Origin of the sequence: Nostoc sp. LPT, assembly GCF_017115165.1 — a bacterium.
Lineage (GTDB): Bacteria > Cyanobacteriota > Cyanobacteriia > Cyanobacteriales > Nostocaceae > Nostoc.
This window is the reverse complement of sequence record NZ_JABXKF010000032.1, coordinates 48,696-72,522: the sequence shown is the minus strand read 5'-3', so window position 1 is coordinate 72,522 and position 23,827 is coordinate 48,696. Positions and strand designations below refer to the sequence as shown.

General features: G+C 42.4%; 24 protein-coding genes, 1 tRNA gene and 1 pseudogene. 11 read left to right on the top strand and 15 right to left on the bottom strand.

Annotated elements, in window-relative coordinates; genetic code table 11:
• Nucleotides 1-134 precede the first annotated feature (134 nt).
• The 4 genes from secD to HWQ58_RS07120 all read left to right on the top strand — a co-directional run bounded on the left by secD (nucleotide 135) and on the right by HWQ58_RS07120 (nucleotide 3,693).
• A complete protein-coding gene (secD, locus tag HWQ58_RS07135) occupies nucleotides 135-1,547 on the top strand; it encodes a protein translocase subunit SecD (protein ID WP_292859947.1) in 1,413 nt (470 codons plus the stop codon).
• Nucleotides 1,544-2,533: a protein translocase subunit SecF gene (gene secF / locus HWQ58_RS07130; protein WP_292859612.1), complete on the top strand. Its 990-nt coding sequence runs from the start codon at nucleotides 1,544-1,546 to the stop codon at nucleotides 2,531-2,533. The genes secD and secF overlap by 4 nt, the downstream gene beginning before the upstream one ends.
• A gap of 72 nt (nucleotides 2,534-2,605) precedes the next feature.
• Nucleotides 2,606-3,019, top strand: coding sequence for a hypothetical protein (locus HWQ58_RS07125; protein ID WP_292859609.1), 414 nt, complete (start codon nucleotides 2,606-2,608; stop codon nucleotides 3,017-3,019).
• Nucleotides 3,020-3,198: 179 nt separating this feature from the next.
• Nucleotides 3,199-3,693: a GNAT family N-acetyltransferase gene (locus HWQ58_RS07120; protein ID WP_292859606.1), complete on the top strand. Its 495-nt coding sequence runs from the start codon at nucleotides 3,199-3,201 to the stop codon at nucleotides 3,691-3,693.
• Nucleotides 3,694-3,761: 68 nt separating this feature from the next.
• Here HWQ58_RS07120 and HWQ58_RS07115 read toward each other — a convergent pair whose 3' ends face one another.
• From HWQ58_RS07115 to HWQ58_RS07090, 6 genes are all read right to left on the bottom strand, one after another.
• Nucleotides 3,762-4,694: a HAMP domain-containing sensor histidine kinase gene (locus HWQ58_RS07115; RefSeq protein ID WP_292859603.1), complete on the bottom strand. Its 933-nt coding sequence runs from the start codon at nucleotides 4,692-4,694 to the stop codon at nucleotides 3,762-3,764.
• Nucleotides 4,695-4,790: 96 nt separating this feature from the next.
• Complete coding sequence (locus HWQ58_RS07110) at nucleotides 4,791-5,399, bottom strand: L-threonylcarbamoyladenylate synthase (protein WP_292859600.1); 609 nt, start codon at nucleotides 5,397-5,399, stop codon at nucleotides 4,791-4,793.
• Nucleotides 5,400-5,464: 65 nt separating this feature from the next.
• Complete coding sequence (gene prmC, locus HWQ58_RS07105; protein ID WP_292859597.1) at nucleotides 5,465-6,355, bottom strand: peptide chain release factor N(5)-glutamine methyltransferase; 891 nt, start codon at nucleotides 6,353-6,355, stop codon at nucleotides 5,465-5,467.
• A 25-nt stretch (nucleotides 6,356-6,380) separates the two neighbouring features.
• Complete coding sequence (locus HWQ58_RS07100) at nucleotides 6,381-7,196, bottom strand: Tic22 family protein (RefSeq protein ID WP_292859594.1); 816 nt, start codon at nucleotides 7,194-7,196, stop codon at nucleotides 6,381-6,383.
• Between the two features lie 591 nt (nucleotides 7,197-7,787).
• Nucleotides 7,788-7,861: transfer RNA gene (locus tag HWQ58_RS07095), tRNA-Pro, on the bottom strand.
• 305 nt (nucleotides 7,862-8,166) lie between these two features.
• A complete protein-coding gene (locus tag HWQ58_RS07090; protein ID WP_292859591.1) occupies nucleotides 8,167-8,715 on the bottom strand; it encodes a GNAT family N-acetyltransferase in 549 nt (182 codons plus the stop codon).
• Nucleotides 8,716-9,195: 480 nt separating this feature from the next.
• On the opposite strand from HWQ58_RS07090, the gene HWQ58_RS07085 reads away from it, so the two are divergent.
• Both HWQ58_RS07085 and HWQ58_RS07080 read left to right on the top strand, forming a co-directional pair.
• Nucleotides 9,196-9,915 carry a hypothetical protein gene (locus HWQ58_RS07085; RefSeq protein WP_012410214.1) on the top strand — a complete coding sequence of 240 codons (720 nt, stop codon included), beginning with the start codon at nucleotides 9,196-9,198 and terminating at the stop codon, nucleotides 9,913-9,915.
• Between the two features lie 114 nt (nucleotides 9,916-10,029).
• Entirely contained in the window at nucleotides 10,030-10,947 is a 918-nt protein-coding gene (locus HWQ58_RS07080) for an alpha/beta hydrolase (RefSeq protein WP_292859588.1), read from the top strand.
• A gap of 42 nt (nucleotides 10,948-10,989) precedes the next feature.
• Here the strand turns inward: HWQ58_RS07080 and tsaD are convergent, their stop codons facing one another.
• Complete coding sequence (gene tsaD, locus HWQ58_RS07075) at nucleotides 10,990-12,039, bottom strand: tRNA (adenosine(37)-N6)-threonylcarbamoyltransferase complex transferase subunit TsaD (protein WP_292859585.1); 1,050 nt, start codon at nucleotides 12,037-12,039, stop codon at nucleotides 10,990-10,992.
• Nucleotides 12,040-12,362: 323 nt separating this feature from the next.
• Here tsaD and HWQ58_RS07070 point away from each other — a divergent pair, with 323 nt between their 5' ends.
• From HWQ58_RS07070 to HWQ58_RS07060, 3 genes are all read left to right on the top strand, one after another.
• Entirely contained in the window at nucleotides 12,363-12,857 is a 495-nt protein-coding gene (locus tag HWQ58_RS07070) for a Photosystem I reaction center subunit III (RefSeq protein ID WP_292859582.1), read from the top strand.
• A gap of 39 nt (nucleotides 12,858-12,896) precedes the next feature.
• Nucleotides 12,897-13,046 (top strand): photosystem I reaction center subunit IX, encoded by a 150-nt coding sequence (gene psaJ, locus HWQ58_RS07065; RefSeq protein WP_292776063.1) that lies wholly within the window; start codon nucleotides 12,897-12,899, stop codon nucleotides 13,044-13,046.
• A 276-nt stretch (nucleotides 13,047-13,322) separates the two neighbouring features.
• On the top strand, nucleotides 13,323-13,844 hold the full coding sequence (locus HWQ58_RS07060) for a photosystem I reaction center protein subunit XI (RefSeq protein WP_292859579.1): 522 nt from the start codon (nucleotides 13,323-13,325) through the stop codon (nucleotides 13,842-13,844).
• Between the two features lie 62 nt (nucleotides 13,845-13,906).
• Here the strand turns inward: HWQ58_RS07060 and gmk are convergent, their stop codons facing one another.
• The 6 genes and pseudogenes from gmk to tyrS form a co-directional block, all read right to left on the bottom strand.
• On the bottom strand, nucleotides 13,907-14,503 hold the full coding sequence (gene gmk, locus HWQ58_RS07055; protein ID WP_292859944.1) for a guanylate kinase: 597 nt from the start codon (nucleotides 14,501-14,503) through the stop codon (nucleotides 13,907-13,909).
• A gap of 169 nt (nucleotides 14,504-14,672) precedes the next feature.
• Complete coding sequence (gene remA / locus HWQ58_RS07050; RefSeq protein ID WP_073639751.1) at nucleotides 14,673-14,939, bottom strand: extracellular matrix/biofilm regulator RemA; 267 nt, start codon at nucleotides 14,937-14,939, stop codon at nucleotides 14,673-14,675.
• A 968-nt stretch (nucleotides 14,940-15,907) separates the two neighbouring features.
• A pseudogene (locus HWQ58_RS07045) lies at nucleotides 15,908-16,693 on the bottom strand (serine/threonine-protein kinase); the annotation flags it as partial.
• Between the two features lie 194 nt (nucleotides 16,694-16,887).
• On the bottom strand, nucleotides 16,888-17,568 hold the full coding sequence (locus HWQ58_RS07040) for a hypothetical protein (RefSeq protein WP_292859577.1): 681 nt from the start codon (nucleotides 17,566-17,568) through the stop codon (nucleotides 16,888-16,890).
• The gene (gene pyrF, locus HWQ58_RS07035; protein WP_292859574.1) at nucleotides 17,565-18,281 is read right to left on the bottom strand and encodes an orotidine-5'-phosphate decarboxylase; all 717 of its coding nucleotides are present in this window, start codon (nucleotides 18,279-18,281) and stop codon (nucleotides 17,565-17,567) included. Before pyrF ends, HWQ58_RS07040 begins: the two co-directional genes overlap by 4 nt.
• A 39-nt stretch (nucleotides 18,282-18,320) precedes the next feature.
• Nucleotides 18,321-19,511 carry a tyrosine--tRNA ligase gene (gene tyrS / locus HWQ58_RS07030; protein WP_292859941.1) on the bottom strand — a complete coding sequence of 397 codons (1,191 nt, stop codon included), beginning with the start codon at nucleotides 19,509-19,511 and terminating at the stop codon, nucleotides 18,321-18,323.
• A gap of 173 nt (nucleotides 19,512-19,684) precedes the next feature.
• Here tyrS and HWQ58_RS07025 point away from each other — a divergent pair, with 173 nt between their 5' ends.
• Complete coding sequence (locus tag HWQ58_RS07025) at nucleotides 19,685-21,610, top strand: transglycosylase domain-containing protein (RefSeq protein WP_292859571.1); 1,926 nt, start codon at nucleotides 19,685-19,687, stop codon at nucleotides 21,608-21,610.
• 108 nt (nucleotides 21,611-21,718) lie between these two features.
• Here the strand turns inward: HWQ58_RS07025 and HWQ58_RS07020 are convergent, their stop codons facing one another.
• Together HWQ58_RS07020 and HWQ58_RS07015 are read right to left on the bottom strand one after the other, a co-directional pair.
• Complete coding sequence (locus HWQ58_RS07020) at nucleotides 21,719-22,042, bottom strand: DUF1825 family protein (RefSeq protein ID WP_104907522.1); 324 nt, start codon at nucleotides 22,040-22,042, stop codon at nucleotides 21,719-21,721.
• Between the two features lie 126 nt (nucleotides 22,043-22,168).
• Complete coding sequence (locus HWQ58_RS07015; protein WP_292859566.1) at nucleotides 22,169-23,101, bottom strand: DnaJ domain-containing protein; 933 nt, start codon at nucleotides 23,099-23,101, stop codon at nucleotides 22,169-22,171.
• Between the two features lie 347 nt (nucleotides 23,102-23,448).
• Here HWQ58_RS07015 and HWQ58_RS07010 point away from each other — a divergent pair, with 347 nt between their 5' ends.
• Nucleotides 23,449-23,823 carry an NINE protein gene (locus HWQ58_RS07010; protein ID WP_194042368.1) on the top strand — a complete coding sequence of 125 codons (375 nt, stop codon included), beginning with the start codon at nucleotides 23,449-23,451 and terminating at the stop codon, nucleotides 23,821-23,823.
• Nucleotides 23,824-23,827: the final 4 nt, after the last annotated feature.

Sequence of the window (23,827 nt, the reverse complement as noted above, 5' to 3'; positions counted from 1 at the left end):
CTGACGAGGCAGAGAGGCAGAGGGGCAGAAGGGCAAGAGAAGAATAACAATGCCCAATGCCCCATCCCCAAACTCCCAACTCATAACTCTTCAAAAGAGCGCTATTATAGCGTTTGTCAGTTGCGAGTTATGGTATGCAAAGACAGCGATCGCTATTAATTTTGATTTTAGTCCTGATAATCGCCGCTATTACGGTGATTGCCACAATTCCAATACCTCTTGGGCTGGACTTGCGCGGAGGTTCACAGCTCACAATTCAGGTGAAACCATCAGCGGATATTCCCAAAATCACCGACCGAGAATTAGAAGGTGTGAAGAAAGTTGTCGAAGGCCGGATTAATGGTCTGGGTGTTTCTGAGCCAGTAATCCAAACAGTCGGCGCAGATAAAATATTAGTGCAACTACCAGGAGTCAACGATCCAGAACAAGCAGAACGGGTGCTAGGGGGTACAGCACAGTTAGAATTTCGTACCCAAAAGCCGAATACAGAAACTCAACTGCTTGCTTTTCAAGCATCAAGAGCCGAATTGAAATTCAAGCAAGAAGAATTAAGAAAGAGTACCGACAAAGCAGCAATTGTCAAGAATCAAGAAAATTTACAGAAAAATAATCAAGCGATCGCAGAATTGTTTGAAAGCACTAATCCACCGCTCATTGGCAAATACCTCAAGGATGCCTATGGTGAACCCACTCAAGGTAACAACTGGAATGTTGCTATTCGCTTCGACCAAAAGGGTGGTGAACTGTTTGCCAATTTGACGAAAAATCTCGCTGGTACTGGGCGTAGCATTGGTGTTTTTCTGGACAATGAACTAATCAGCGCTCCCACCGTGGGTATAGAATTTGCTGCTACTGGCATTACTGGTGGTTCTGCCGTGATTACAGGACGTTTTACCGCCCAACAAGCCAATGACTTAGGCGTGCAGTTACGCGGTGGCGCATTACCCGTACCAGTAGAAATCGCCGAAAGGCGGACAGTCGGAGCAACCTTGGGTAAAGATAGCATTCAAAGTAGTATTTATGCTGGAGTCGGTGGTTTGACTTTAGTATTAATATTCATGGTGGTTTACTATCGACTACCAGGATTGATTGCGGATATATCATTAGTGATCTACTCTCTCTTAACTTGGTCAACCTTTGCTTTGTTGGGCGTTACCCTAACTTTGCCGGGAATTGCTGGTTTTATTCTCAGTATTGGGATGGCAGTTGATGCCAACGTGCTAATTTTTGAAAGGACGCGGGAAGAATTGCGGGCGGGTAAATCTCTGTATCGTTCTGTGGAATCTGGTTTTTATCGGGCATTTTCTAGTATTTTAGATAGCAACGTCACTACATGGATTGCTTGTGCTGCCCTGTTTTGGCTAGGGTCTGGTTTAGTCAAAGGCTTTGCTCTTACCTTAGCTTTGGGGGTAGCTGTGAGTATGTTTACCGCAATTACCTGTAGTCGGACATTGCTATTTTTGGCAATTTCAATTCACTCCTTGCGGAAGACAGAACTTTTCTGTCCAAACCTGCCAGCATCGAATAAGGCAGAGGTGACTCAATGAAACTGAGTATTAATAAATCGCGATCGCTTTGGTGGACTATTTCTGCCGCTATCATCCTCGCTGGTATCATCTCAATGGTGATTTCTTGGCAACAACCCAATATTCGTTCCCCCCTACGCCCCGGTTTAGATTTTATCGGTGGTACGCGGTTGCAGTTTGTCCGAGATTGCACCAAACCCGGTAACTGCGACAAACCAATTGATATCAACGCTGTCCGGGAAGTAGCAAAAGCACAGGGACTAGGTGATAGCAGTATCCAACTTGTCTCCGAAAATGGTGCAGAAAATGGTGTACTAATTCGATCGAAAGATTTGAGCGTCGATCAGCGTACCAAATTACAAAACGCTTTGAGCGAAGAAATCGGCGTTTTTGACCCACAAAAGAACCAGATTGACTCCGTTGGCCCCACCTTGGGAAAAGAACTGTTTACATCTGGGATGTTAGCTCTGATAGTTTCCTTCATCGGTATTACTATCTACATGAGTTTCCGCTTCCAGTTAGATTATGCTGTGTTTGCGATCGTTGCCCTACTCCACGATATCTTGATCACAGTAGGATCTTTTTCATTTTTGGGTTTGGTAGCAGGCATCGAAGTAGATAGCCTTTTTATCGTCGCCTTACTTACCATCACAGGTTTTTCAGTCAACGACACAGTGGTAATTTACGATCGCATTCGGGAAACCCTTAAAATCCATCCCGAACAGCCGATTGCCGAAATTGTAGATGATGCGGTTAACCAAACATTGACAAGATCGATCAACACTACCTTAACCGTATTACTGACATTATCTGCAATTTTTCTATTTGGCGGAGAAACACTGAAAAACTTTTCCCTCGCTTTGATTATTGGCTTCACAATGGGAGCTTATTCGAGTATTTTCATCGCCAGTACTCTTCTAACTTGGTGGCGAGAGCGTAAAGGGGAATCCCAGGTGTTAGACAACGCTGATTCAATTGATACATCTCCCAGTTCCCAGGATAGTTAAACTTGTGTATATTTCACAATTGGGTGAAAGCATTTTGAATTGCTCACCCACGCCTTGCACTCTTATTCCCCTATGGATCAACCGAAAGAACGATTAAATACTGTCCCAGATTCTGAGAAATCTGACCCATCGTTTGCTCAACAAGTACAAAGACTACATCAGCTAACAGTATATGGTCGGTGGCTGTTTGTCGGCTGTTTATGGCTAACCATTGCGCCTGTCTCCTTGTGGGGTCTACGTGCAGAAATTGCTCTGTGGCAACAATATTTTACCTGGGTGGCAGTGAGATTTGGATTGTTTTACCATCCACTGTCTACCTTCGGTCTAGCCTTTTGTCTGGGGATGACTGCTGCTGTTTTAGTTTGGCAAAGTCGAAATATTTTACTCGGACTGCCACCGCAGGAAAAACAACGTTTAGAAAAACAAGTTTATCAGATACGTCAACAGGGAGCAACTCATCCTCTATGGAAGTGGGTTTGTCATTAAATTTTATTTCTCTACACGTACAGCAATTTATAGCAAAATATGACTTAACCATACTAGACATCTGCTGAAAAAGAATGTAGAGACTTAGCAGTGCTACGTCTCTACAAGATTTCTGGATAATACATATTTAATTTCACCAAATATCTGCTCAAAGATACTGCCAAAAGTGGATGCCATACATGAACGATCTTCAGATTAAATTTAGCGACCGCAAGTCTGAAATTGACCTTTATCAACTCCAAGAACTGTTAAACGTTTCCGCTTTTTGGGCAAAGGGACGCAGTATTGAAGATTTAGGTATAGCTATTGCCAACAGTGAGCCAGTGATTTCTGTTTGCGATCGCGATCGACTCATTGGCTTTGCCAGAGCAACATCTGATGGCATCTATCGCGCCACAATTTGGGATGTTGTGATTCATCCAGAGTATCAACATTGTGGTTTGGGAAGCAATTTAGTAGAAACCGTTTTGAGACATCCCCGCATGAAGTCGGTTGAGCGCGTTTATCTGATGACTACTTACCAACAGGGTTTCTACGAAAAGATTGGTTTTCAATCCAACACTACCACTACGATGGTACTACATAACCGAGCTAACCGTACTTTCCTTGCTGCTACAGAAGTTCAGCTTCAGGAATCACCGAAACAGTTCCGAGCAATGAGTGCTGAGTGCTGAGTATAAGAACTGTAGTAGTAGGCTAGTCAAGAAGCAAGATTTCGTCTCTACTACTCAGGACTCAGCACTTAAAACTCAGTACTACTTACTAGGGGGATAGAGATTTGTAGTCTGGTAAGCTGCTGAAGTGGTTCCTTCATAGTGATCGAGGGTAGGATTTCTAACTTTCCTCCCATAACTTCCAGTAAAGTCTGATTGATTAATAGCCTCATTCCTGGGGAAATAGGGTTTTTGTAGTCAATCTGGTTCAACCGATCTTCAATTTTGAGCAAATCAATCGGCTCACTCCAAGCCATAGCATGGGTTGGGATATCTAGCCAAATGTTTACAAAATTGTTTGTAGGTAGGGTGCTACTGGAAATACAAATGCTGCCTTCCTCCATCTGAGTAATGGCAGTGTCTATTAAACTGATTAATACTTGGCGGAGCCAGAGGTAATCTGTCAAAACATAAATTTCTGGGTCGGCGGCTAATAGTTGTAACGGAAAATTGCGATTTGCCGCCAGCATATAAGTTAAGTCATGAACCTCATCTAAAATTTGGGCTAAGGGTCTGGGCTGAATATCTAATTTATTAGTGCCGTGTTCAGCTCTTGCAACATTAAGAATTTCATCCATTAGCTTCAGCAGCTTTAGTGTTCGCTCATGAGCTTGGGCAATAAATTCTCGCTCTTCAGCTGGATTTTCACACAAATCTGACAAAATTAATTGATGTAAGCCAATCAAACCATTAAAAGGCGATCGCAATTCATGGGTAGTCCGCGCCAAAAAACCAGCTTTAAACTGGCTCATCTCCCTTGCCATCAGGTATGCCAGCTGTGTTTGCTGTAGCTGTTGCGATATTGGTGGCATATCCTGTTCAGCTAATGGCGCTACTGGGGATGAGCTAGATGAAACATTAGGCGATGCCTGCGGTGGGCGTAGCCATCGCCCAAATAACTGACGGAAAACCATACCTAGTGCTATTCCTACTCCTAGATATATCCAGTTGCTCCAATTCATATCTGGCAATTATTAACTTGCTAATTAAATACAACAGCGCAAACTAAAGTTTCAGATTTCTCTGTTGTTAAAACACGAAAACAACATTATAGCTAGCTATACTTGGTTATCACTCGATAAATCTAACTCAATCGCACCTTGCCGCAAAATCTGCCAATTTATCCCTGTCCATTTAGCAACGGTAGAAGGTATACCCATCCCTGGTATTTCACCCTGGTATTCTGTCATTGATAAAGTCAGAACCTGGGGAAACTGATTCTCAATTTTTGCCATTGTTTGCAAAGGCGGCTGACCAGAAAAATTGGCGCTAGTGGTAGCAAGAGGGCCTGTTTGCGCCAAAATAGTTTGAGCGATCGTACTGTTTGGTACTCGAATGCCAATTGTTGTGGGATCGATGGGATTCATAACTTTTGGTAGGCGTTGACTCGCTGGCAAAACTAATGTCAGCCCTCCTGGCCAATATTTATCTGCTAGTTGTTGCCAAACTTTATACTCGTTCTCACTACCTTTGACATACAGCCACAAATCTTCAGCCCTAGCAGCCATCAAAATCAGGGGTTTGTCTTGACTACGTTGCTTCGCCGCAAAAATTAATGCTGCTTTTTCTGGTACTACTGCAAGTGCTGGAACAGTATCAGTCGGAAAGCTCACCAAAAAACCAGCGCGTGCGCCAGCTATTAGATTTGTTAGAGGAACTTGTGTCATTTTTATGGGGTTTGGCATGGGACATTTTTTCTATTCCCTATGCCCCATGCCCCATGCCCTATTTTCTAACTTTTATAAGCAAGGGCAAAGCGTTCAATTCCAGCTAAATCAGCGTGAATTTGAATCTTACAATAGCTACCTTGATTTTGCAAAAGTTCTTGCACTGTATCTGCCTGTCCAGCCATCATCTCAATCAGCCAGACGCCACCAGGTTGCAAATAACTGGGGGAGATTTCGATCAAATGGCGAATGCAATCTAAGCCATCAACGCCACCATCTAAAGCTAGATGCGGTTCATGGTTAACTACTTCTGGCTGCAAAGTAGCTAAGGTGCTGGTGGGTATGTAAGGGGGATTCGACACCATACCACTGAACTGACCTTTTAAGAATGCCAGTGGCTCCCACCAGGAACCTTGATAAAATTTTATCCGGTCTGCAAGACCCGAATTATCAGCGTTGGATCGAGCGATCGCCAGAGCTTCTAAACTGTAATCAACTGCATGAATTGTTGCTTTTGGCAAGACATTTGCTAATCCCAGTGCGATCGCTCCACTCCCAGTACCCAAATCTGCCCAGTGTCCTGAGGCATTGCTAGCAGATGCTTCAGCTAAATCAATTAAGCACTCTGTCTCTGGTCTGGGAATTAAAACCGCATTCGACACCCTAATTTTAAACTGACGCCAAGGTGTAACTCCGGCAATATACTGCACTGGTAAGCGTTCATTTAATCGCCTTTGCCACAGTTGGTCTAACTCTTCTAGCGGCAATTGCAGTTGAATTTGCGCCCAGTTTTTAAAAGACTCTAAACGCAGTGCCAAGCGGTCTAACCCAGCAACTTCTAAAAGTAGCCAATCTACTTCCATTGGTGGGACATCAGTGGCGATCGCTGCTTTCAGAGCTGCATTCCGCCACTGCCAAAGTTGTAAACCAGAGACTATTAAATGTTTCTCCCCCATACCTCAACCTTGGAGCGCATATCCGTTATTTTTTCGGAGCGGGGGTAGCTGGCTTGGCAGCTGGTGATTGATTTGGCGCAAGGGAGCGAATAAAATTGATCGACTCCCGTGATGGATACAGAACAATTTTATTGATACTAGGATCGCTGCTGCTATTGAGAGCCTCCATAACACCGTACAAATCCACCACCTGAATTTCAGTATTGGCTCCTTCTTTTGGCACGGCTTTTTTGAATTCCTCTAACAGAGCCACTGCTTGTTCTTTCTCAAAAAAGAAAGGGATGTATCGTTCATTACCTTTAGCAAGGGGAATAGTCAGATAACTATTATCTTTCTTAAATTTGGGTACAAATAAGGGAATACCATTGAATTGCTCTACCTTTTTACCATTTTGATTGAGCATACTTGTTGCCGAGGCTACTTGCTGTTGCGTCGGCACTAAAGTATAAATCACAGAATCTGATTTCTTTTTGCTTTCTTGGACTATTTTATAGTAGTCTGCCAAGGACAAAGGTCTAACCTGTAGCGTGCCTGCCAACTGGGGGTTTTCTTTTTTGAGTCGGCTGTCAAGGAATTTTTGAGCATCTTGCTTGCTAATAAAAAATCCTACTTGTGAGATCGTCTTTGATGCGTTGTTTCTCGAAAGAACTACGAATTCGCCTTTAGGATTGGTGAGCGTGAATACAGGTACTTCTTGGAGCTTTTTCACGACCTGATCTTGTGGCAACGCGATCGCCTCTAGATTGCCCAGTCCTGGCATATTGCCTATTCCTGAAAGCCCTGTTAAAAATACACTGCCAGCTATACCCAATGTCGCACCTAAGCGAATAAATGATTTCATGACTGCTCCTCGCATCAATAGTCCAATTAAATTAAACAAATGGTTGGATTTGCACAACACCAACTAGCTTTAGTTATATAGCAATTTATTTTAGTTTTGAAAAATTCATTGTGCGCGTTGAAGTTGAGTGTTAAGCCTCAACGGTCAAAATCCAATGTTTCCTAACTATTTAGAGTTGCTATAGTATCGTTTTCACAAATTGGCTGTGCTAACTTTGTGTTTTTCCAGGTTTTGCTTCGCTATTTACCGCGAAATGCCGTAGATGCCTATTATATGTCTTCTCAAACAGCAAAAAGTCTCTCGCTCTCTCCAACCTTGGAGATGATAAATGCCATTTTATCGGCTTTTTCTATTATTGGTTGACGCTATTACTTAATCAATCGTTCCATCTGCGATTGGTTTAATATCTTCTCAAATATATACAAAATTCAGTGTCAAAAATCACCTTACTACTTAATGACGAAATTTGCCTGTTAGGCTTCAACGGCAGAACAACCTAATTGGTATTCTCCGTAAAAATATCCAATTAAATAGCAGATTTAGCAAATAAAGCCTAGCTAATTACCTTAACTGTTAACTATATTAATTAAATCGGGATGACAGGATTTGAACCTGCGGCATCCTGCTCCCAAAGCAGGCGCGCTACCAAGCTGCGCTACATCCCGTTATACTTAATCTACTTTTTTGGGTTTGGTTTTAGTTTCCCATCAAAGCGATCGCACTTCACAAAAGCGTTAAGTCAATCATATCACATAACACCGCTCATGCCTAATATATTTATATCTTCTGCAAATTCGAGCTAAATTAGATAATTACACTGATAAAGGTTTGTCTGCCGACTTCGTTTTACAAGAGATATTACTTGTTCGTTCGTCGGCTAAACCTTGTCAAACCAAATTAAAATAATAGATTTATACTACTATACCTACCTGATTTTATTGTGCGAATCGGGTTTTATTTGGATTGAGTGTTAGTGAGGATACCAGAACATACCTTTGATGCCTTCTGGATCAGCCATAAACCCCATAGTTCGGTAGAAATCTACAACATGGGGGTCGGCAAAGAGAGTGACATTACTAATTTCTTCACTCCTAAGTTTTTTGAGAACATATTTCATCAGCGCCTTACCCAGTCCTTGACTTTGAAAGTCTGGGTGAACCACTACATCCCAGATAGTGGCATTAAATGCGTGATCTGAAGTAGCACGGGCAAAACCAATGAGCCGCTTTTGGTTTCCTCTCACTTGCCACATTGAGGCAACGAGAAAACTATGCTCAATAGCTTTTTTCACTTTTCTTAGAGGACGACGCGACCAACCAACTGCATCACAGAGTTCTTCTAGCTCATATAAGTCAATATCTCGTTCCGTGCTGAACACGATCCGAGCCTCCTTTGAAGAAGCTTCGCTAATACTACTGGGGCTATTGCCCGCAGTTTCTGCTGTATGCTCTTCAAAGAGGTTTGTCCTAGTTGTCCCTACAGATTCAGGAGTACTAAACCAAGTTTTCCAAAAACCCATGCCAACGCGGTTCGGGTAGTATAACTGAATTGGTTTCCACTCTCAGGAGTGTTGATTCACTTTTAACATCGCTACCCCCATTTACTACCCTTTACACTCAAAGTTTTTCGGTTGTTTTCGGGATTTGTAATGGTAACAGCCAGTTAGAGCGTGTTTCACACCAATCATTTTCAACTTTAGCATTTTGTTGTAAAGGCTAGGAGAAATTCACCAAAAGGGTAAGGATATAAACAATTCAAAATTCACGCATTCATAATAGAAAAACCTAATCCTGGCAATTGCTCCTATAGAGCTTAAATGCAAGTTAGCTTAGGAGTGAATTGTATACACAGGATTGGGCATTGGGAATTGGGAATTGGACATTGGGTATCGAGAACACTCTTTTGTTGTCCCCTTGTCCTCCCAGTCCTCAATCTCCAGTCCCCAGTCCCAAACACCCAGCCCCCAGATGACGAAAGCAAGCGAGTTTTACCCTTAACAATGGCTTCTGGTTTAAAATCTTCGACACTGGAACTCCTAAAGCGCTTTAACCGAGCGTTTCCCCAGTTTTATGAGCAATTCGTCAGTAGTGAAATTCAACTGCAAAATTTGCGGCTAGCCTACCGTCTCTATAAAACTAGACGCGCTGTTATTGAGCTGAAACCGGAAGGTAGCAAAAGTGCCCTGCATTTTGCTTACCGCAACCAGTCTTTTCTCCTCAGCGATATTTTTGGTGTACTAGCAGCTTATGGGTTGACTATCCACGGTCTGAGTCTATACGGTCAGATCCGTCCGCCAATGTTAGTTTTTATCAAACTTTTGGTATCTCGTGGTAGTAAAGCCTTGACCGAGAAAACCGCAGAAAATGTCTGTCGCGCCATTCGCGAGGCTTTAGGAGGTCGGTTTGAGGTAGAAGAGATGCTGGCAGTAGAATTTAATCTTGACACTGGCTTAGAGCAGGTACAAACTGAGTTCTATGTCGATCCGGTCTTTCATCTCCCTGCTCTAGTGATTGAAGCTGATAATCAACCAGGATTATTCTACAAAGTGATGTACGCTATCTGGCAGGAAGACCTTTTGGTAGTCAATGCCAATTTACTGGTTTGGCGCGGACGTACACGGCTAATTCTCTACTTGTTAGGGCCGAATGAAAGCCTCATTCCTGAATATCTGGGTCACAAAATTGCTGAAGGAGTGCGACAAAGGTTGCTGGGTAAATAAAAAAGTGAAAAGCTATGAGTTATGAGTTATGAATTAAAAATTTCTCACTCCTAACTTCTAACTCTTCCCACTTTAGTATTTAGTCGCACCCGTCCTTAAGGGTACGATATAAGTATGGCAACTATCGAAATCTTGGGCGTTCCACACGCATACGAGCTAACGGCTCCCACTTCCTGCCCCCATGCTTTAGTATTTATCCACGGTTGGCTCAATAGCCGTGGATATTGGCAACCTGTGATTTCCCGCCTATCAGATGATTTGCAGTGCCTGTCCTATGATTTGCGGGGTTTTGGTGAATCCCAGTCCCAGGTAAAAACCGATTTTAGTCGAGCACAAACGTTTTTGAGTCTGACGCCCATCTCCAGTAGTGCGGTTGACTCATCTTTCGATTTTCTTTATACTCCTGCTGCGTATACTCAGGATTTAGCAGCTCTTTTGAAACAGTTGAATATTAAAAGTGCTTGGCTAATTGGTCACTCATTAGGCGGGACGATCGCTCTTTGGGGAGCAGATCAAATACCTGAGTGTGTTAAGGGAGTTATCTGTATCAACGCTGGCGGTGGTATTTACCTCAAAGAAGCCTTTGAGCAGTTTCGCTCGGCAGGTCAGAAATTTTTGCAAGTCCGTCCGCGCTGGCTGTCCCAAGTGCCTTTGATTGATTTACTGTTTACCAGAGCTAGTGTGGCTCGTCCTTTGGAGCGCTATTGGGCACGTCAGCGGGTAATAGATTTCGTCGTGGCTGACCCAGAAGCGGCTCTGGGAACTCTGTTAGACTCCACAACTGAAGAAGAAATCAATCGTTTACCTGAGCTAGTATCCCAACTGAAGCAGCCAGTTTATTTTTTGGCTGGCGCCCAAGACAAGGTTATGGAACCCAAGTATGTGCGCCATTTAGCTAGCTTTCACAGACTTTTTCAATATTGTGGTGAAAATGTTCTGGAAATTCCTAATTGCGGACATCTGGCTATGTTAGAACAGCCGGATGCAGTGGCCGATCATATCCGAGCGATAGTCAATAGTTATAGGGTATAAGGTATAGGGCATTGGGCATTGGTAGTTACAAATGACAAATGACTACTCAACAGGTTGATACAACTTCATTACCTGAGTAAGCCCTAACCTAGACTCAACGCCTAGTGTGAGGGGGGATGTATGACCACGAGATAGATGGTCAGCAGCGGCACAGCCAATCATAGCGGCGTTATCGGTACAGAATTTTAAAGGTGGGAATAAGACGCGTAGGTTATGTTTAACGGCGGCGGCTTGGAGGTTTTTTCTCAACCCGCTATTAGCTGCTACACCGCCACCAATGGCAATTGTGTCTAGACCATAGTCAAGGGCACAGGCGATCGCTCTTTTGGTTAGTGATCGCGCTACGGTATCCTGAAAACTAGCTGCTACATCTGCCACTGGTACTTGTCCACTATCTTTCTCTAACTGCTGCACTAAACGTAATACAGCCGTTTTTAACCCACTAAAACTCGCATCATAACGATGAAACCCCCCACCAGGTAGAGAAACTCTTCCTTCTGGTAGAGCAAAGGCTTGAGGATTCCCCTCTTGTGCCAACTTGTCAATCACTGGCCCACCGGGATAACCCAGCTTTAACAATCGCGCCACTTTATCAAAGGCTTCACCTGCAGCATCATCACGGGTTTGTCCCAGAGTTTCGTATTGACCACAATCTTTGACATAAATCAAGCTTGTATGTGCGCCTGAAACCAGTAAGCTAAGGAAAGGGGGATTTAAAGTTGATTCGCTCAAGTAAGTTGCGTAAATGTGACCTTCAAGGTGATGAACTCCCAAAAATGGCTTGTTGTGTACCATTGCCAAGGTTTTGGCAGCAGTTAACCCCACTAATAGCGCTCCTACGAGTCCAGGCGCACAAGTGGCGGCAATTGCATCGATTTTTCCCCAGTCTAATTGGGCTTGCTCTAAAGCTTGTGCGATCGCTTCATTGATTGTTTCCAAGTGCTGGCGAGACGCTACTTCTGGTACTACCCCGCCATACTGCTGATGGACTGGAATTTGCGAGGCTACGATACTGCTGCAAACTTTACGGTTCTTAACAATTGCGACGGCTGTTTCATCACAACTGGTTTCTATTGCTAAAACGGTTGTCATTGAGAGTGCTGAGTGCTGAGTTTCTGAGTGCTGAGTGCTGAGTGCTGAGTGCTGAGTGCTGAGTGCTAAGTCCTAAGTCCTGAATAGTAAAGAGAAAATCTTGCTTCTTTACTACCCTACAACAACAATTCTTATACTCAGCACTCGTTACTCAGCACTCAGCACTAATTTTGGTTGAGAAGCTTTAACTTTTATTTACTTAAACTTTACTCGGTTCCCACCCAAGAGTATGATGACTTCCTAGTTATGCAAATAAACAACTGTACAAGCCGCTTCGTTTTGTACAAAGAACTTCTTGTTTTGTAATAAAAGGAAACAACTCTATGCGACGATTGTTTGCTTTGATGTTAGCGATTAGTCTTTGGTTCAACTTTGCCCCCCCAGCACAAGCTTTAGGGGCGAATTTGACACCGTGCAGAGACAATCCCGCTTTTCAAGAGCTAGCAGCTAATGCCCGTAATACCACCGCTGACCCCCAATCAGGGAAAAAGCGGTTTGAGCGTTATTCTCAGGAGCTGTGCGGCCCTGAGGGGTACCCCCACTTGATTGTTGATGGTAGTCTAAATCATGCTGGTGACTTTTTGATCCCTAGCATTTTGTTTCTATATATTGCTGGTTGGATTGGTTGGGTAGGTCGTGCCTATCTGCAAGCAATTAAAAAGGAATCTAACACTGAACAAAAAGAAATCCAAATCGATCTTGGTTTGGCACTACCTATCATGGCGTCAGGCTTTACTTGGCCAGTAGCAGCAGTCCAAGAACTTCTCTCTGGAAAATTAGCAGCCAAGGATACAGAAATCCCCATTTCCCCACGCTAAATCAGCTTAATTAATTCATTTGTTTTGGAGACTAAATTCATGGCAGACAAAGGCGACCAATCAGCTTATTTGATTAAATTCATTTCCACAGCGCCCGTGGCCACTACGATATGGCTGTTCATCACAGCAGGTATCTTGATTGAATTCAACCGCTTTTTCCCCGACCTACTTTTCCACCCATTACCATAAGTGTTAAATAGGATTTAGGACAGTTGAATCAATGTCTTATTTTTTGCTTAATATTGTGTAGTTGATGTATTCAGCTTAGTTAAGCAGAATTATCACCAAAATAGGCAGCAAAAATAGTTTTTTGAAACTCGCGATCTGTAAACAGGATCACGAGTTTCACAGTTTTTAAATAAGCTAAATTAATTTTTCTAAACTTCCTAGCAAAAAGACATCTTTGGCTACAATTATTATTAATATAAAAAGGCCACCATTTTAATTTAGAGGCGAACATAAAATATGGCACAAGCAGTAGATGCATCAAAGAATCTTCCCAGCGATCCCAGAAATCGGGAAGTTGTTTTTCCCGCATTTGGCGATCCACAGATAGGCAACCTAGAAACCCCGATTAATGCTTCTCCCTTGAGCAAGTGGTTCATTAATTATTTACCTGCCTATCGCCCAGGTTTGGCTCCTGCTAGACGCGGTTTAGAAGTTGGTATGGCTCATGGTTACTGGCTATTTGGTCCCTTTGCCAAATTGGGCCCACTGCGGGATACAAGTGATGCTAACTTAGCTGGGTTGCTGTCAGCCATTGGCCTGGTTGTAGTTCTCACAGGCGCTCTGTCACTATATGCCGGTAGCAATCCACCCAAAGCACTTCCTAGTGTTACCGTACCTAAGCTTCCAGCAGATGCTTTTAACTCTAAAGAAAGCTGGAACAATTTCGCCAGTTCTTTCTTGATTGGTGGTATTGGTGGTGCAGTAGTTGCTTACTTTTTGACTAGTAATTTGGCACTAATTCAAGGTCTATTTGGTTAATTACTAGGAGTTAGGAGTTAGGAGTTTAAATAATTCATAACTTCTAACTCTTAACTCCTAATTTATTTAAACAAAACTGCTTCAATATCATTTAAAGCAGTTTCAAAATCGTCATTAACGATTTTAATATCAAATTCATCTGCGGCTTGAATTTCTTCTTGGGCGCGGAGCAGACGGCGGGCGATCGCTTCTTCAGAGTCTTGGGCACGAAAGCGTATTCGTTTCTCTAATTCATCAAAGGAAGGCGGTAAAATAAAAATCCTGAGGGCACTGGGAAAGGAAGCACGAATTTGTCTTGCCCCTTCTAGTTCAATTTCCAGCACCACCAACTTACCAGAATTAATTTGGTTAAGTACAGCTTCACGGGGAGTGCCGTAATAGTTACCAGCAAATTCTGCCCATTCTAAAAATTTACCTTCAGCAACTAATTGTTCAAACTTACTGTGGCTGATGAAGTAATAACTTTTGCCATCGATTTCCCCTGGACGGGGAGAACGAGTTGTTACAGATACAGAATAATAGAGTTTTGGATGACGCTCTAGGAGCGATCGCATTAAAGTGCCTTTACCAACCCCACTGGGGCCAGTTAAAACAATTAACTTGCCTAAATGTAAGCATTCTTCAGTAGTAGCACTACTCTGGATGGGTAAAACTGGCATTATCCCTTCAACCTGTGAATCAATCAATACATATTATTCATTAGTCTTGTGTTCCTGGTCTAGTCCACTAGTGACTAAAGAATTTGTAGCAAGAGTGACAGAAAATTTGTCTAATTCACATGGTACTACCGATAAGGTACAAAGAGGAGTGGGAAAAACCCACTGCTAGTCAATTATCTACAGTTTGATGATCGCGAGAGATTACAAAGCGATTCGCTACCGTTTCCGGCTGAATTGCTGAGAGAATTACGTGGCTGGAATCGGTGATAATTACAGCTCTAGTGCGACGACCATAAGTTGCATCAATCAGTTGACCTCTATCCCGTGCATCGGTAATAATCCGCTTAATCGGGGCAGACTCTGGACTGACAATGGCAACTACTCGGTTGGCAGACACGATGTTACCAAAGCCGATGTTAATTAACTGAATGTCCATAAAAAACTGACGCTAAAGGCGGTTTGATAAAGCTTGAAATAAACTTCTTTCCATGTTATCGCCAAAAAACGGGAGTTACAACGCTTAAATTCAAGCCAATCTGCGTTTTTAAATAATGTCTGCTTCTTTTAGCTATATATTAGCTATTTTTCCTAAAAATCTTCCTAAAGATACAGGTAAAATTATACTGATACGAGCTAGTTAGGTGATGTATCTTCTATGAAAATAACTAGTACCGCAAGAGGCGAATTCAAAATTTACAATGACGCTTGCGGACTCGCGAACAAAATTCAAAATGAATACAGAGTAAGCATTTTACTGATTTGAAATGGGTAATTTATTTACGCCGTGTTGTAAAAAGTTAGCTTACCTTTAACAAGGGGCTATGCCGCGTAAGAGCATTTCAAAGGAAGTAAATAACTTTCAAATTTGTGTTATTGTTCATTACCCAATCTTTCAATCTCCTCAATCAAACGATCCTAATCAAGATGTTCTAAATCTCTTTATTGCAATTATTTCAATGTAGTTTTTAACCACAAGTGATAATCTTCTTTCTAAAGAATTTAAGTAGGTATTTTTAGATATTAGAACTATTGCATAAATATTTTGTGGTACTAAGTATTTTTTTAATTTCAATTTTGGGATATTAAAATAGTAAAAGGTTATCATTTTCTTATAGCAAGTATTATCTGGCGATCATTAATTAGAAAGATGTCAGCAAACATCACTTCAGTTATTGATTAATACTGAATGTAATTACAGCTTTCAACAATACCCACATTTCAAATTAAATGTGGTTTACTGTATTTGCTATTGAATAAATACATAAACTAAACAAATAGCTTTTATACTAGTGCCAACACGATAACCGAAGCGGCACAACTACTTTATTCGTGTATGTACCACCTTAAAACCTTTTCTCTACCTTCACCCTCCCATTGACTAACCAAACGTGATTTTTTAACCTGCTCCAGTACGTCCAATGCTACCTTAGCCGATTTTAGTCGTCGTTTTAAGCTCGGTTCAGTCATTAACTGTAGCCAATTAGCCAACGCAGGGCTGAGACTGACTATTTGCTCATAAGCAATCCGTCCATCATCTTGGGGTAACTCTGTTGGATGTCGCCCAGTTACTAGATAAATCAAAGTTGCCCCTAAACTGTAAATATCGGATGCAGGAACAGTTTGTCCACCAAATTGTTCCATCGGCATATAACCGTAAGTTCCAACTATCGTGATTGTTCCTTGAGGGATGTTAACAGCAGTTTGAACAGAGCCAAAATCTATCAGATACACCTTAGCAGAACTGTACTCTGTTTGCTCAGTTAAAAGAATATTACTAGGTTTTATATCTCGGTGAATGACGGGAGGTAGCCGACTATGAAGATAAGTAAGGATTTCTAAGATATCTATAGCAATCTGTTTGACTGAAAATTCTTTAAAAGTTCTACCCGCTTGGACGTGTTCTTCAAGTGACCTAGCATTGATATAGCTTTGAACTAGGGCAAAACCCCGCTCAATCTCAAAGTAGTTGAGATAACGAGGAATAGCGGGGTGATCCAATGATTTTAAAACTTCTGCTTCTCGTTCAAAAAGTTTTAAGGATTGCCATTCAAAGTCTTCATTAAATGTCAGTAGCTTAATTACAACTAACTCTTGAGTTTGATGATCGATAGCCAGCACAGTTTGACGGCCGGAATTTTTACCCAGTTGTTTTTGAATTTCGTAGCGACCAATCAACATCTGATCTAGCATAGCTTTTTCAAAATCTTACTTGATTTATTACATAACCTGAGTTCGGGATAAGCTGAAACCCTTATTATACCGTTGCTTGATTTTGGGATATATTAACGTACTTGTGTCGTTTCAGACTGTTAAAGTTAAATAAACCTCCTTAACCCGAACTGACGTTAATATTCTTCTAATTTACGAAGATTGGGAATTAGGTTTTATTGACGTAAACTTCCAGCTTCACAATCGCGCAACCAAGCTTTAACCCCTTGGGCAACAGTACCGTTACTACTATCTCGTGGTGGAGATAATGGCTGCTGTTGTAAATAGGAACCAACTTGAGAAAACATCATCACTAGTTGCCAACCATTTTTAGTTTTAGTCAATAACAGCCAGTGAAATTCTTGCAATTCTACAGCTTTCTTATCTATGTACTGCCGCTCCAAGGTAGTAAAGAAAACTTGCTCAACTCCTGATGCAGCACTTTTAGACGCATCTGCACTATATTCTTCAAGGTTAAGGGGCAGAGGAGTAAACTCAGGTCTTCCTGCCACTAACATATAACTGTAAACTTGACTGCTTCTACTGAGGCGGCGGGCGCGTTGACTAGCGCGATTGGTATAACTAGGTAATTTTTGCAGTAGCTGTATAGTTAATGTTTCTAAATTTTGCTCAGAACACAAAGAACTCGCATCACTGTTAACATTTTCCCTTTCTGCTAGCGCTGAGGGTTTAGGAGTGGGGTTTATCGAGAAGGCTGGGTAAGCAAAGCTATTTGAAACTACAACCCAGAAGCCACAAGCAAACAGGAAACTATAATTTTTCTGACTGAGCGAAGAAGCGAGATTGTTCTCCTCTACACCCTCCACTCTGAGTTTCTCACTGACTCTTAGCTTCATGCCACCGTGATTAACTCCTCAGAAATCCGCTTCCAGGCTAACTCAGGCTCAGTAGTAGCGGTGATGGGACGACCAATCACTAGATAATCTGCACCGGCTTTAATGGCTTGGACTGGAGTGAGCGATCGCTTTTGATCGCCTTTGTCTGCCCAAGTTGGTCTAACCCCCGGACAAACAAGCAAAAAGTCATCTCCACAAGTTTGTCGTAGCTGTGCCACCTCTTGAGGCGAACAAACTACCCCATCCAAACCAGATTCTTGAGCCAGCAGTGCCATTTCTAGAGCATATTCTGGCAATTCTAGAGGTATTTTTAAATCAAATGCCAACTGCCGAGCAGAAATGCTCGTCAGCAGGGTAATAGCAATTAACTTTGGTGGCTGTACACCTGCTTTTGCAGCCCCTGACTGTGCCGCCTCAGTTGCGGCTTTCAGGGCATCTCTACCAGCAGTAGCATGAATTGTCAGTAAATCCACTCCGTATCTAGCTGCACTCCGGCAAGCACCAGCAACGGTATTAGGAATATCATCAAACTTTAAATCCAAGAAAATGCGCTTTTGGCGAGACTTTAACACTTCCAGAATTATCGGGCCAGTGCTAGTAAACAACTCTAAACCGACTTTCCACCAAACCACTTGCGGTAGCCGATCTATAAGAGCGATCGCAGCTTGTTCATCCGGCACATCTAAAGCCACAATTATTTTGTCATTGGTCATTGGTCATTTGTCATTAGTTTTTTCATTCTCACTCCCAATTTAGGGTACTAAGCGCACAAACTTATTTTTCCCAACTTGTAAAACTTTACCGTGTAATTCACTAGGAGCATCGAAAGTGGTGTCAGCATCAGTGATGCGATCGCCATCTAGGCGTACTCCACCTTCTTGAATTTTCCGCTTTCCTTCCCCGGTACTTTTGCACAAGCCAGTGACATTGAGAATATACGCTAACTTAGTAGGAAATTGCTGCACGCCAGCTAGAGAAAATTCTGGAACAGCACCTTCTTTGCCGCCGCTTTGGGCTGCAACTTTTGCTTCTTGGGCTGCGGTTTCACCGTGGTACTGTTTAACAACTTCCCATGCTAAGAGTGTTTGGCGATCGCGGGGATTTTCTGGCAGTTGATCCAAAGGTAAATCTGTCAACAGTTCAAAATACTGTTCTAGTAGATTATCGGGAACTCCTTGCAACTTTTGATACTTTTGTCCTGGGTGTTCTGACAATCCGATATAATTACCTAAAGACTTAGACATTTTTTGCACGCCATCCGTGCCAATCAAAATTGGCAGCAGCATACCAAATTGGGGCTTTTGACCAAAATGGCGCTGCAAATCTCTGCCCACAGCAAGGTTAAATTTCTGATCAGTCCCTCCCAATTCCACATCTGCCTCAACGGCAACGGAATCAAAACCTTGCATTAACGGGTACAGGAACTCATGGATAAAAATCGGATTCTCTTTTTTATAGCGATCGGCAAATCCTTCCTTCGCTAACATCTGTCCCACCGTCATCGTGGAGAGTAACTCCAAAATTTTCTCTAAGTTTAACCCAGAGAGCCATTCGGAGTTATAGCGCACCTCTAACCTTCCTGGTGTGTCAAAATCCAAGATAGGACGTACTTGATCTAAATAAGTCTGAGCATTTTTAGCTACATCTGCTTCTGTAAGCTGACGACGCACTTCAGATTTACCAGTTGGATCGCCAATACGTGCTGTAAAATCGCCAATAATTAAAACTGCTGTATGACCTGCATCTTGAAATCCTCGCAGTTTTCGTACTGGTATGCTATGACCAAGATGAATATCAGTACCTGTAGGGTCAATCCCTAATTTGACCCTTAAAGGTTGTTGTGTAGTTAGTAAGAGCCTTTCTAAACTTTCGCTGTTAACATCATCTGATTGTGGGAATACTTCTACTACACCACGACGCAAACAATTCATATCTTGCGTCATCCGAAGAGATTCATTATTAGCTATGTTTTGCACACTAGAAGTTAAGTTGGTTATATTCACTGGCAATTTATCCACTTTCTTATCTGCCAAACTACTATAATTGCAAAAAACTAACCGCCTTGCTTCACCCAATCAATTACAGTTAAATTTACAAGTGAGGAAGTGAAATAGCCGTGTCGTCGTCTAGGACTTTTGAAGATAAACAGCCACAGCGTCGGGCTTCATCAGGTTTTGAGTTTTTGAAAGGAGTCGGTCAGGTAACTGGCGGTACTCTCCTCTCAATCACCATGCTGGCAAGTTCCATTGTAGCCGGAGGACTGGTTGGTTTAGCCATCAGTTTCCGTAATTTGCCAGATGTGAGACAGCTACGTAACTTCTTTCCCTCAGAAACGACTTACATTTATGACCTTAAGGGCAAACTCTTAACGAGTATTCACGGGGAAGCCAACCGGGAAGTTGTACCTCTAGACAGAATTTCGCCGAATTTAAAACGGGCAGTGTTGGCAAGTGAAGATAGCCACTTTTACGATCACCACGGTATTAACCCCGTCGGCGTTGGGCGTGCTGTAGTAGTTAACGCAGCAGCAGGTGGAGTCAAAGAGGGTGGCTCTACTGTCACCATGCAATTGGTAAAAAATCTATTTTTGTCTCGCAAGCGTGCCTTTACCCGCAAGTTAGCAGAGGGGGTGCTAGCAATCCGGTTAGAGCAAATTCTCACTAAAGACCAAATTTTAGAAATGTACCTCAATCAAGTTTATTGGGGTCATAACAATTATGGTGTACAAACGGCAGCCCGCAGTTACTTTAATAAGTCATCAGAATATTTAAGCTTGGGTGAGTCAGCAATGATGGCGGGTTTGATCCAAGCACCAGAAGAATTCAGCCCGTTTGTGAGCATGAAGCTGGCAAAACAGAAACAAAAAGAAGTGCTGAAACGGATGCTGGATTTGAACTGGATCAGCCAGTCAGAATACGACAATGCCCTCAAGCAAGAAATCAAACTTGGGAGAATTAAATCCTTTCAAGGTAGTGCTCTACCTTATGTAACCAATACTGTAGCGCAGGAGTTGGCTAAAAAGTTTGGGCGTGAGACACTACTTAAAGGCGGGATGCGGGTGCAAACTACAGTTGATGCCAACTTCCAAATCATGGCAGAGGAAACTGTTACTAAGTGGCATAAAACACTTCTGGGGCAAGGATTATCTAAGAATCAAATGGCCTTGGTGGCAATAGATCCGCGCACACATTTTATCAAAGCACTGGTGGGTGGTATAGATCCTAAGACCAGTGAGTTTAATCGTGCAACTCAATCTCAGCGCCAGCCTGGATCTTCTTTTAAACCGTTTGTATACTACACTGCTTTTGCTACTGGTAAATATGGGCCAGACTCAACGGTGGTAGATGCTCCAGTTAGCTATCGAGATGGTAACGGTTGGTACTTTCCCAGAAATTATGATGGCGGTTTTAGCGGAGCTATGCCAATCCGTAGAGCTTTAGCCCAATCGCGCAACATTCCGGTCATCAAGATTGGTAAGGCTGTAGGGATGAATAGAGTCATAGAAACCTGTCGTACCTTGGGCATTATGAGTCCAATGGAACCTGTGACTTCCTTACCACTTGGGGCAATTGGTGTTACACCTCTGGAAATGGCTAGTGCCTATGCTACTTTTGCTAATTATGGCTGGCAATCTCCACCAACTGTAATTGCTCGTGTTACCGATAGTAGTGGTAACGTGTTGCTAGATAACACGCCTAAACCGCAGTTAGTTCTCGATCCTTGGGCATCAGCAGCAATTCTAGATGTGATGCGATCGGTAATCACTGAAGGTACAGGTAAAGGTGCTGCTCTCGGTCGCCCAGCCGCAGGAAAAACGGGAACAACATCATCAGAAAAAGATATTTGGTTTGTTGGTACTGTGCCACAGTTGACAACTGCTGTCTGGGTAGGGAGAGATGACAACAGACAATTAGCTGACCATGCCACAGGTGGTGTGATGGTCGCTCCCATTTGGAAAGATTTTATGGAGAAGGCACTCAAGAACGTACCTGTAGAAAACTTCAAGCCACCTTCGCAGTTTTCTCGTCCCAAGTCACAATAATTTAGTTTTAGATTTTGAATTTTGGATTGCCAATGAATCCAAAATCTGGCTTGGAAAGTTGGAGTGCCGACTGCGGGCGATCTGACTTTCCACAAAATCTAAAATTGACTAGGGCTGTTTTTCTAGCTCGGCTTTCATCCGTTCTAAAGTGAGGTGCATTTGGTCAAACATTTGTTGCGGGGTGACACCGAACTGACCTAATTGCGTTTTCAGTTGTTCTACTGTCATTTGTGCCATGAAATCTTCTGATAGCTCGAAGCGCTTCATAAAGATGCGATACCGATCCATCATCGCTTCCATTTGCTCAATAAACAGCTTTTTGCCGTCGCGGTCAAATTTGCCGTAGCTGTTGCCAAGCTTGATCAGCGCTTGATAATCCTCAAACAGCTGTTTTGCTTCTTGTTGAACTATTTCAGAATCGAAGAATCCCATATTGCTTATATTAAACTGAGTGCCCAGACTCAGTAGCTTAATAGCTTTACTTCTATTTATTATTTTAGTCTAGGGGAGTAATCTAGTCACGAAGCTTCGGTTTTAGTACGGTTTGTTACCGAAATTTCAACACTTGACTTGAGAACGTTTTCCCTTGTTAAATCGACTTAATAAAGCCGCAATACTCAGAGCTTTAGCCATTGATTTAGGATTGGTGTTTTCACCCGGTTCAATTTTTAATCTGGTAGCGTATTTTTGAGCTAGTAAATCTTGCGGGTTAAGTTTTAATGCCTGACGGATGTAAACCCTAGCCATCCCGATAAATTTCTGTTTTAGATGTACTAAACCTAATAACGCATAATAGTCGCTGTTATTTGGCTCTAACTTGATGGCATCGCGCAGTTCTTGCACGGCTAAAGCCCAATTGGCTAGTCTGACGTACTCAATCGCTCGCTGGTAGTGACGTTGGGCGTAGTTTGTCAAAACTGGTTTGACATTAGTTTTTTCATTTAATGTCAATTCAACTGGCTTGACTTCTACTTCAGGGATGATGGGAACAACTTTTTGCGGTAGAAACAGGTCAGGTTTATGCAACTGTAAATAAACTAAGTTTAGTATACTAATTTGTTGCGTAACTTGATAAAACTGATGGAGTGATTTGTATTGAGCTTCTGCATAGGAGGCGATCGCTTCTTCATAAAACAATTCTGCTTGGGGTGGTGACATTTCCATAATTTCTTCAGCTATGGCACTTTGCCCACACAAAGCTTGCTGCTGTAATACTCTTGCGTCTGATCGCAACATGGCTATAGCAATCAAGCGCTTGTGTCGATGTTTGAGTTGTTCGTAAGCTGGATTGATTAAATAGCTAAGTATTGCCGTTGCCAATTCTTGGTCTGGATTGCAGCTTTTAGCATAGCGATCGGGATGTAGGAGTTTCGCTAAAGTGTGATAGCGTTTAAAAATCTGGCGATCGTCAGCACTCACAGAAATTCCTAGCACAGCGTAAGGATCACAAAGCTGTTTAAACCATTCTGGCGGTAGGAAGGTCTGTGACATCGTAGTAATCTAAATCCATTAAAAACTTAAAATTAGCATCAAAGCTCAATGCACAGTCATGTGAAACTTACTCAAATTTCTTCAAATATTTATTAAATTGTGGGACTTACCACCCAAAAGTCTGAAAGTCCGAAGGGCAAGACAGGGTAGTTGACTAAAATGAATTTATATGGTGACTAGTGATTATAAATTTAGCAATATAGCCAGGATGTTTACTAAATTACTTTTCTTCTCTACGAGACGCTACGCGAACTTATGGAATTTTGAATGATTGAGTTTTGAATTGTTTCTGTGCCTTTTGGCTGTCTTATTGTAGGAACTGTGGTATTCGTATATTTATTAGAAATATGTTGACCAAGCGCAAAAGTCGAAGTGTTGCTGCTGTTTTAGCTTTTTCTGGCACGCTGACAATTTCAGGATTACATAAATTCTACCTGGGACAGCCTTTGTGGGGTGTTTTGTATGTGTTGCTTTCCTGGACGCCTATCCCCAAGGTAGCTAGTGCGATTGAGGGAGTTTGGTATTTAGCCCAAGACGAAGAAGCTTTTGATCGTAACTTTAATCTAGGCAAGTCAGCGGCAAGGAACTCACAAAAAGCGATTAATCAGGTAGGAGCGATCGCTGACGCAATGCGGGAATTAGATGCTCTGCGCCAGGATGGACTGATTTCAGAGTATGAATTTGAACAAAAGCGCCGCCAATTGCTAGACCAGATTTCTTGAGGTA

Bases quoted from the DNA above. Each gene is read 5' to 3' on its own strand.
- secD (WP_292859947.1), top strand. From the start codon at position 135: ATGCAAAGACAGCGATCGCTATTAATTTTGATTTTAGTCCTGATAATC.
- secF (WP_292859612.1), top strand. From the start codon at position 1,544: ATGAAACTGAGTATTAATAAATCGCGATCGCTTTGGTGGACTATTTCT.
- HWQ58_RS07125 (WP_292859609.1), top strand. From the start codon at position 2,606: ATGGATCAACCGAAAGAACGATTAAATACTGTCCCAGATTCTGAGAAA.
- HWQ58_RS07120 (WP_292859606.1), top strand. From the start codon at position 3,199: ATGAACGATCTTCAGATTAAATTTAGCGACCGCAAGTCTGAAATTGAC.
- HWQ58_RS07115 (WP_292859603.1), bottom strand. From the start codon at position 4,694: ATGAATTGGAGCAACTGGATATATCTAGGAGTAGGAATAGCACTAGGT.
- HWQ58_RS07110 (WP_292859600.1), bottom strand. From the start codon at position 5,399: ATGACACAAGTTCCTCTAACAAATCTAATAGCTGGCGCACGCGCTGGT.
- prmC (WP_292859597.1), bottom strand. From the start codon at position 6,355: ATGGGGGAGAAACATTTAATAGTCTCTGGTTTACAACTTTGGCAGTGG.
- HWQ58_RS07100 (WP_292859594.1), bottom strand. From the start codon at position 7,196: ATGAAATCATTTATTCGCTTAGGTGCGACATTGGGTATAGCTGGCAGT.
- HWQ58_RS07090 (WP_292859591.1), bottom strand. From the start codon at position 8,715: ATGGGTTTTTGGAAAACTTGGTTTAGTACTCCTGAATCTGTAGGGACA.
- HWQ58_RS07085 (WP_012410214.1), top strand. From the start codon at position 9,196: ATGGCTTCTGGTTTAAAATCTTCGACACTGGAACTCCTAAAGCGCTTT.
- HWQ58_RS07080 (WP_292859588.1), top strand. From the start codon at position 10,030: ATGGCAACTATCGAAATCTTGGGCGTTCCACACGCATACGAGCTAACG.
- tsaD (WP_292859585.1), bottom strand. From the start codon at position 12,039: ATGACAACCGTTTTAGCAATAGAAACCAGTTGTGATGAAACAGCCGTC.
- HWQ58_RS07070 (WP_292859582.1), top strand. From the start codon at position 12,363: ATGCGACGATTGTTTGCTTTGATGTTAGCGATTAGTCTTTGGTTCAAC.
- psaJ (WP_292776063.1), top strand. From the start codon at position 12,897: ATGGCAGACAAAGGCGACCAATCAGCTTATTTGATTAAATTCATTTCC.
- HWQ58_RS07060 (WP_292859579.1), top strand. From the start codon at position 13,323: ATGGCACAAGCAGTAGATGCATCAAAGAATCTTCCCAGCGATCCCAGA.
- gmk (WP_292859944.1), bottom strand. From the start codon at position 14,503: ATGCCAGTTTTACCCATCCAGAGTAGTGCTACTACTGAAGAATGCTTA.
- remA (WP_073639751.1), bottom strand. From the start codon at position 14,939: ATGGACATTCAGTTAATTAACATCGGCTTTGGTAACATCGTGTCTGCC.
- HWQ58_RS07040 (WP_292859577.1), bottom strand. From the start codon at position 17,568: ATGAAGCTAAGAGTCAGTGAGAAACTCAGAGTGGAGGGTGTAGAGGAG.
- pyrF (WP_292859574.1), bottom strand. From the start codon at position 18,281: ATGACCAATGACAAAATAATTGTGGCTTTAGATGTGCCGGATGAACAA.
- tyrS (WP_292859941.1), bottom strand. From the start codon at position 19,511: ATGACGCAAGATATGAATTGTTTGCGTCGTGGTGTAGTAGAAGTATTC.
- HWQ58_RS07020 (WP_104907522.1), bottom strand. From the start codon at position 22,042: ATGGGATTCTTCGATTCTGAAATAGTTCAACAAGAAGCAAAACAGCTG.
- HWQ58_RS07015 (WP_292859566.1), bottom strand. From the start codon at position 23,101: ATGTCACAGACCTTCCTACCGCCAGAATGGTTTAAACAGCTTTGTGAT.
- HWQ58_RS07010 (WP_194042368.1), top strand. From the start codon at position 23,449: ATGTTGACCAAGCGCAAAAGTCGAAGTGTTGCTGCTGTTTTAGCTTTT.